General features: G+C 72.8%; 9 protein-coding genes. 5 read left to right on the top strand and 4 right to left on the bottom strand.

Features of this window, described 5'->3' with window-relative positions; all coding sequences use genetic code 11:
- From ABEB07_RS39340 to ABEB07_RS33170, 3 genes are all read left to right on the top strand, one after another.
- On the top strand, positions 1-138 hold a 138-nt coding region (locus tag ABEB07_RS39340), incomplete at its 5' end, for a DUF6153 family protein (protein ID WP_425589125.1).
- A gap of 104 nt (positions 139-242) precedes the next feature.
- Positions 243-953, top strand: coding sequence for a DUF305 domain-containing protein (locus ABEB07_RS33175; protein WP_345671735.1), 711 nt, complete (start codon positions 243-245; stop codon positions 951-953).
- A 162-nt stretch (positions 954-1115) separates the two neighbouring features.
- Positions 1116-1628 carry a DUF4396 domain-containing protein gene (locus tag ABEB07_RS33170; RefSeq protein WP_345671734.1) on the top strand — a complete coding sequence of 171 codons (513 nt, stop codon included), beginning with the start codon at positions 1116-1118 and terminating at the stop codon, positions 1626-1628.
- 9 nt (positions 1629-1637) lie between these two features.
- Here the strand turns inward: ABEB07_RS33170 and ABEB07_RS33165 are convergent, their stop codons facing one another.
- The gene (locus tag ABEB07_RS33165; protein WP_176148095.1) at positions 1638-1946 is read right to left on the bottom strand and encodes a hypothetical protein; all 309 of its coding nucleotides are present in this window, start codon (positions 1944-1946) and stop codon (positions 1638-1640) included.
- 167 nt (positions 1947-2113) lie between these two features.
- On the opposite strand from ABEB07_RS33165, the gene ABEB07_RS33160 reads away from it, so the two are divergent.
- Entirely contained in the window at positions 2114-2533 is a 420-nt protein-coding gene (locus ABEB07_RS33160; protein WP_164588218.1) for a CBS domain-containing protein, read from the top strand.
- A gap of 96 nt (positions 2534-2629) precedes the next feature.
- Here the strand turns inward: ABEB07_RS33160 and rocD are convergent, their stop codons facing one another.
- The 3 genes from rocD to ABEB07_RS33145 all read right to left on the bottom strand — a co-directional run bounded on the left by rocD (position 2630) and on the right by ABEB07_RS33145 (position 5321).
- Positions 2630-3850 carry an ornithine--oxo-acid transaminase gene (rocD, locus tag ABEB07_RS33155; protein ID WP_345671733.1) on the bottom strand — a complete coding sequence of 407 codons (1221 nt, stop codon included), beginning with the start codon at positions 3848-3850 and terminating at the stop codon, positions 2630-2632.
- Entirely contained in the window at positions 3847-4695 is an 849-nt protein-coding gene (ddaH, locus tag ABEB07_RS33150) for a dimethylargininase (protein WP_345671731.1), read from the bottom strand. Before ddaH ends, rocD begins: the two co-directional genes overlap by 4 nt.
- Before the next feature lie 140 nt (positions 4696-4835).
- On the bottom strand, positions 4836-5321 hold the full coding sequence (locus ABEB07_RS33145; RefSeq protein ID WP_164588216.1) for an Lrp/AsnC family transcriptional regulator: 486 nt from the start codon (positions 5319-5321) through the stop codon (positions 4836-4838).
- A 77-nt stretch (positions 5322-5398) separates the two neighbouring features.
- Between ABEB07_RS33145 and ABEB07_RS33140 the strand changes: the two genes are divergently transcribed.
- Positions 5399-6154, top strand: coding sequence for a LytR/AlgR family response regulator transcription factor (locus ABEB07_RS33140; RefSeq protein ID WP_345671730.1), 756 nt, complete (start codon positions 5399-5401; stop codon positions 6152-6154).
- Positions 6155-6163: the final 9 nt, after the last annotated feature.

Here is a 6163-nt window from a genome sequence, read left to right as displayed (position 1 = left end):
TACGCGCCGCCCGCGCTGCTGCCCGCGCCGGGCCTCGCCTCGGCCGCGCCCGCCGTGGCCCGCACGGGTCCGGCGGCCGAGCCGGCCGGCGGCCGGGCCCCGCCCGATCTGGCCGAACTCCAGCTCCTGCGGATCTAGAGACGCCCGCGCGACGCCCCAGCGGGGTGCCGCGTTCCGGTCCCGTCTCACCATCCGTCACTCCCGCGTGTCCGCACGCGGGCCGCACAAGGAGCCTCACCGTCATGACAGATCGCCGATCCCTGCTTCGCCGTACCGCCGCGCTGGCCGCGGCGGCCACCGCCGCGCTCGTGCTGACCGCCTGCGGTGGCGACGCCGGCTCAGCCGCTCCCGGCCACTCGGGTCACCCGGGCGACCCGGACCGCGGCACGGGAGCCGGTGCCGCCCCCTCGGCCGGGCACACCGGCCACAACGCGCAGGACGTCACGTTCGCGCAGCAGATGATCCCGCACCACCGCCAGGCCGTCGCGATGGCCGCACTGGCTCCCTCGCGGGCGAAGTCGCAGCAGGTCAAGGACCTCGCCGCGCGGATCAGGAAGGCCCAGGGCCCGGAGATCACCACCCTGACCGGCTGGCTGAGGGCCTGGGGCGCCAGCGTCCCGGACGCCGACTCCTCAGCGATGACGGACATGCCGGGCATGGACCACTCCGGCTCGGGCCACTCCGCCCCGTCGGCGTCCGGAGCGGCCGGCACGACCGGCATGCCCGGCATGATGTCGGACGCCGAGATGAGCGGGCTGGCGAAGGCGTCCGGTGACGCCTTCGACCGGGCGTTCCTGCGGATGATGGTCGGCCACCACGAGGGCGCCCTCGACATGGCGCGCACCGAGCAGGCCAAGGGCGCCTACGGCCCGGCCACGGCGCTGGCGAAGTCGATCGTCGCCTCGCAGTCGGCCGAGATCGCCGGCATGAAGAAGACGCTCGGCGAGCGGTAGGAGTCCGCCGGTCTCCTCCCCGCGTGAATCCCCCTTCGGGGCAGCCGCCCGGTCCGGGCTGCCCCGAAGGGGGTCCCTCATCCGGGGTCCTGGCTCCGGAATACCCCCAGGGGGTATGTTGTTCGAGTCCGGCGAAGCCTCATCAGCAAGGGGAGAGCGACGATGACACACCCGGCGCACCGCCACGGTGAACCCCACCACGAAGGTCACCACCACGGCGGGCACGACCACGCCCCGGCGGGCGTCTCCTGGCGCATGGCCGCGCAGGCCACGCTGCACTGCCTGACCGGCTGCGCCGTCGGCGAGGTGCTCGGCATGATCATCGGCACGGCCGCCGGACTGCACAACGCGGCCACGGTCGTCGTCTCGATCGCGCTGGCCTTCGTCTTCGGCTACGCGCTGACCATGCGCGGAGTGCTGCGCGCCGGGCTCGCCCCGCGGCAGGCGCTGAAGGTGGCCCTCGCCGCCGACACGGTCTCCATCGCGGTGATGGAACTGATCGACAACACGGTGATGGTGGGCGTCCCCGGAGCGATGGACGCCGGTCTCGCCGACGCCCTGTTCTGGATCTCACTGGTGCTCTCCCTCGCCCTGGCCTTCGTGCTGACCACTCCCGTCAACCGGTGGATGATCGGCCGGGGCAGGGGCCACGCGGTGGTGCACGCCTACCACTGACCGGGGCGGTCAGGGATAGCGGCGGTCGTCCGGGCGGGTCGTGTCGTCCACCGGCCCGCCGCCCGTACGGCCGTAGTTCCGCGCCACCTTGTGGGTGCGCCGGCGGTGGTTGGCGGTGCCCAGGAAGAGGAGCGCCCCCAGACAGAAGATCAGGGCCAGGGCGAGCCCGGCGCTGAAGAGGGCGAGGGGGCTCATGGTGGCGATGTGGTTGCCGAACATCGACACCGGGTAGCCGGGCCCGCCGGAGATGTTGCTTGCGATGGCCAGAACGACGAACGCGGCGGTGGCCGCGAGGAGGAGCAGGCCGATGAGCAGCATGGGAGTCATCTCCTCAGGAAGTGCCGTCTCGCGGTCGGGTACCCGCATCCGGCCACCCGAACGGAATGTTCCGTTCCGTATGTCGGGTGCGGCATCGCCCGCCCCGGGTACCCGGCGCCACGCAGAGCGGTGAACGGCACCGCAGGACCCTGACGAAGGGAGGCGTCATGGCTCAGCACGTACGCGACATCATGACCAGCCACCTGGTGACGGTGGAGCCGCAGACGTCGGTGACGGCGGTCGCCCAGAAGATGCGCGACGAGGACATCGGGATCGTCCTGGTGACCGAGGGCGACGAGCTGCGCGGCCTGGTCAGCGACCGTGACCTGGTGGTGCGTTCGCTCGCCGAGGGCGGCGACCAGGAACAGCGCACCGTCGCCTCGGCTTGCAGCGACGACATCGTCACCATCACCCCCGACGACGACGTCGACCAGGCCGTGCGGCTGATGCGCGAGCACTCCGTGCGCCGGATGCCGGTCGTCGACCACGGACACGCCGTGGGCATCGTCTCCATCGGCGACCTCGCCATCGAGCGTGACCCCGACTCCGCCCTCGGGGACATCAGCGCGGCCAAGTCCAACCAGTAGGCCCGCCGGTCCGCGCGGCGCCGGGGGCGTCCCGCGTCGGGACGCCCCCGGTGGGCGTACGGGGCCGCCGTCCGGGCGGCCCCGCGGCGGCCGCGCTCAGACGGCCAGCGCCCCCGCCAGGACGGCCAGGGCCGAGCGGAGTTCCGCCTCCGTGATCGTCAACGGCGGGGCCAGTCGGATCGTCGAGCCGTGGGTGTCCTTGGCGAGGACGCCCTCCCGCATCAGGCGCTCGCTGATCTCCCGGCCGGTGCCGAGGGCCGGGTCCACGTCCACGCCCGCCCACAGCCCGCGCGAGCGGAAGCCGACCACGCCCCGGCCGACCAGATCGGTCAGCCCCTCGCGCAGCACGCCCCCCAGCTCGGCGGCCCGGCGCTGGAACTCGCCCGTCTCCAGCAACTCGACCACCGCCGTGCCGACCGCGGCGGCCAGCGGGTTGCCGCCGAAGGTCGAACCGTGCTCGCCCGGATGCAGCACGCCGAGCACCTCCCGGCGGCCCACCACCGCCGACACCGGCACGATCCCGCCGCCCAGCGCCTTGCCCAGCAGCACGAGGTCCGGCACCACGTCCTCGTGCTCGACGGCGAGCGTGCGCCCGGTGCGGCCGAGGCCCGACTGGATCTCGTCCGCGACGAACAGGCAGCCCGCCCGCCGGGTCAGCTCCCGCACCCCGGCGAGATAGCCGTCGTCCGGGACGATCACTCCGGCCTCGCCCTGGACGGGCTCGATCAGCACGGCCGCCGTCGTCTCGTCGACGGCCGCCTCCAGGGCCGCGAGGTCGTTGTAGGGGACGATCCGGAAGCCCGGCGTGAACGGCCCGAAGCCGGAGCGCGCCGTCTCGTCCGTGGAGAAGCTGACGATCGTCGTGGTACGGCCGTGGAAGTTGTCCGCCGCCACCACGATCGTCGCCCGGTCGGCGGGCACCCCCTTGACGTCGTACGCCCACTTGCGGGCGACCTTGATGCCGCTCTCCACCGCCTCCGCGCCGGTGTTCATCGGCAGCACCATGTCCTGGCCGGTCAGCCGCGCCAGCCGCTCGGCGAACCCGGCCAGCTGGTCGTTGTGGAAGGCGCGCGAGGTCAGCGTGAGCCGGTCGAGCTGGCGGTGCGCCGCCTCGATCAGCGCCGGATGACGGTGGCCGAAGTTCAGCGCCGAGTAGCCGGCCAGCATGTCCAGGTAGCGGCGGCCCTCCACGTCCTCCACCCAGGCGCCCTCCGCGTGGGCGACCACCACCGGCAGCGGATGGTAGTTGTGCGCGAGCACCGGCTGCTCGGCGCGGATCAGCTCGTCGGAGGTACGGGCGCGTGCGGGTGCGGTCATGAGCGGATCTCCTGGGTGCAGCACTTGATGCCGCCGCCCGCCTTGTGGAACTCGGACAGGTCGACGGGGACGGGCAGATATCCATGGTGCGCCAGCTGCTCGGCGAGCGCCGTCGCACCGGGGGAGACGAACACGTGGCGGCCGTCGGAGACGGAGTTCAGCCCGAAGGCCAGCGCGTCCTCGCGGGTGGCGATCACCGCGTCCGGATAGAGCCGGGCCAGCACCTCGCGGCTGCCGGGCGAGAACGCCTCCGGGTAGTAGGCGATGTTCCCGCCGGTCCCGCCGTTCTGGCCGGTCGCGCCGGTCCCGTCGTCCAGGACGAACAGCGCCGTGTCCAGGTGGTAGAAGTACGGGTCCACCAGGGTCAGCGCGATCACCGGGACGCCCAGGAACTCCTGCGCCTCGCGATGGGCCTGTCGGGTGGTGCGGAAGCCGGTGCCGGCCAGGATCCAGCGGCCGGCCGGGACGAAGTCGCCCTCGCCCTCGCACACCGCTTCGGGGCGGTGGACGTCGAAGCCGGCCGACTTGAACCAGGTGTCGTAGGGGACCGACTCCGGGCGCCGCTCGGGCGCCTTGAACAGGGAGCCGAAGACGCGCCCGCCGACGACGACGGCCGCGTTGGCGGCGAAGACCATGTCCGGCAGGCCGGGCACGGGTTCCACGGTCTCCACGGTGTGACCGTGGGCGCGATAGGCGTCGATCAGCGCCCGCCACTGGGCCTGGGCGAGCGGCACGTCCACCGGACGGTCCGGCCGCATCCAGGGGTTGATCGCGTACTGCACGGCGAAGTGTCTGGGTTCGCAGACGAGGAGGCGCCGCCGGCGCGGCACACGTGTCTCGGACACAGAGGGTCTCTCCGTTCCCGGGTGTCGACTGAGGGTTGACACCACGGTAGGAAGCGGCCGGTACGCACGACAAGGAACGAACCCTGCGTGTTGGAGCAGTATCGCTGCGTCTTCACCGGCGCGCGCGCACGAGCGCTGCGTCACGGCGGCGGCGGATGGCTGGCGCCGGCCTCCGGACTGTCCGGCAGCAGATGGGAGAGCACCATCACGCTGATCGTCTTGCGGATGAACGGCTCCACGCGGATCCGCTCCAGCACCTCCTCGAAGTGCTCCACGTCCCGCGCCCGCACATGCAGCAGCGCGTCCGCGCCGCCGGTCACCGTCATCGCCGCCGTGATCTCCGGATGGTTGCGCACCACCTCCGCCAGCCGCCGCGGCGGCGCCGCACCCTCGCAGTACACCTCCACGTACGCCTCCGTGCGCCAGCCCATCGCCGACGGCTTCACCGTGGCCGTGAACCCGGTGATCACCCCCGCCTCGCGCAGCCGGTCCACCCGCCGCTTCACGGCCGTCGCCGACAGGCCGACCACCGCGCCGATCTCCGCGAAACTCGTACGGGCGTTCGCCATCAGGGCGGTGAGGATCTTCCGGTCGAGGTCGTCGAACGGGGCGGGCCTGCTGCTCATGGCGGCACTGTATCCAGCGCGAACGCCCGTGCCCGGCACATGTCCAGGCGGGGCTTTCGCCCCTACACTCCACCTTCATGCTGCGCGCCCTCGCCGTCGACGACGAACGCCCCTCGCTGGAGGAACTGCTCTACCTCCTCAACGCCGACCCCCGCGTCACCGCCGCCGAAGGGGCCGGCGACGCCACCGAGGCGCTGCGCCGCATCAACCGGGCGCTCGCCTCGGGCCCGGACGGGCCCGACGCCGTCGACGTGGTCTTCCTCGACATCCAGATGCCCGGCCTCGACGGACTCGACCTGGCCCGGCTGCTCACCGGCTTCGCCGCACCGCCGCTGATCGTGTTCGTCACCGCCCACGAGGACTTCGCCGTGCAGGCGTTCGACCTCAAGGCCGTCGACTACGTGCTCAAACCCGTGCGCCGCGAACGCCTGGCCGAGGCGGTGCGCCGCGCCGACCAACTGCGCCCCGCCGCAACCGGGATACCGGTGAGCGGACCCGACCCCGACCACGTCCCCGTCGAACTCGGCGGCGTCACCCGCTTCGTCGCCGTCGACGACATCACCCACGTCGAGGCGCGCGGCGACTACGCCCGCCTGCACACCGCCAACGGCGCCCACCTCGTCCGCATCCCGCTGTCCGCCCTGGAGGAACGCTGGCGCGGACGCGGCTTCGTCCGCATCCACCGCCGCCACCTGGTCGCCCTGCGCCACATCGGCGAACTGCGCCTGGACGCCGGCTCGGTGAGCGTGCTGGCCGGCGGCGCGAAACTCCAGGTCAGCCGCCGCCACGCACGCGAACTGCGGGACCTGCTGATGCGCCGCACCGCGCGCTAGGAGAAGTAC

The sequence above is a fragment of the Streptomyces similanensis genome, assembly GCF_039543625.1.
GTDB classification, from domain to species: Bacteria; Actinomycetota; Actinomycetes; order Streptomycetales; family Streptomycetaceae; genus Streptomyces; species Streptomyces similanensis.
The sequence above is the reverse complement of the archived record's forward strand: the minus strand, read 5'-3'. Positions and strand labels throughout refer to the sequence as shown.

Coding starts and splice junctions, on each gene's coding strand:
- ABEB07_RS33175 (WP_345671735.1), top strand. CDS start 243: ATGACAGATCGCCGATCCCTGCTTCGCCGTACCGCCGCGCTGGCCGCG.
- ABEB07_RS33170 (WP_345671734.1), top strand. CDS start 1,116: ATGACACACCCGGCGCACCGCCACGGTGAACCCCACCACGAAGGTCAC.
- ABEB07_RS33165 (WP_176148095.1), bottom strand. CDS start 1,946: ATGCTGCTCATCGGCCTGCTCCTCCTCGCGGCCACCGCCGCGTTCGTC.
- ABEB07_RS33160 (WP_164588218.1), top strand. CDS start 2,114: ATGGCTCAGCACGTACGCGACATCATGACCAGCCACCTGGTGACGGTG.
- rocD (WP_345671733.1), bottom strand. CDS start 3,850: ATGACCGCACCCGCACGCGCCCGTACCTCCGACGAGCTGATCCGCGCC.
- ABEB07_RS33145 (WP_164588216.1), bottom strand. CDS start 5,321: ATGAGCAGCAGGCCCGCCCCGTTCGACGACCTCGACCGGAAGATCCTC.
- ABEB07_RS33140 (WP_345671730.1), top strand. CDS start 5,399: ATGCTGCGCGCCCTCGCCGTCGACGACGAACGCCCCTCGCTGGAGGAA.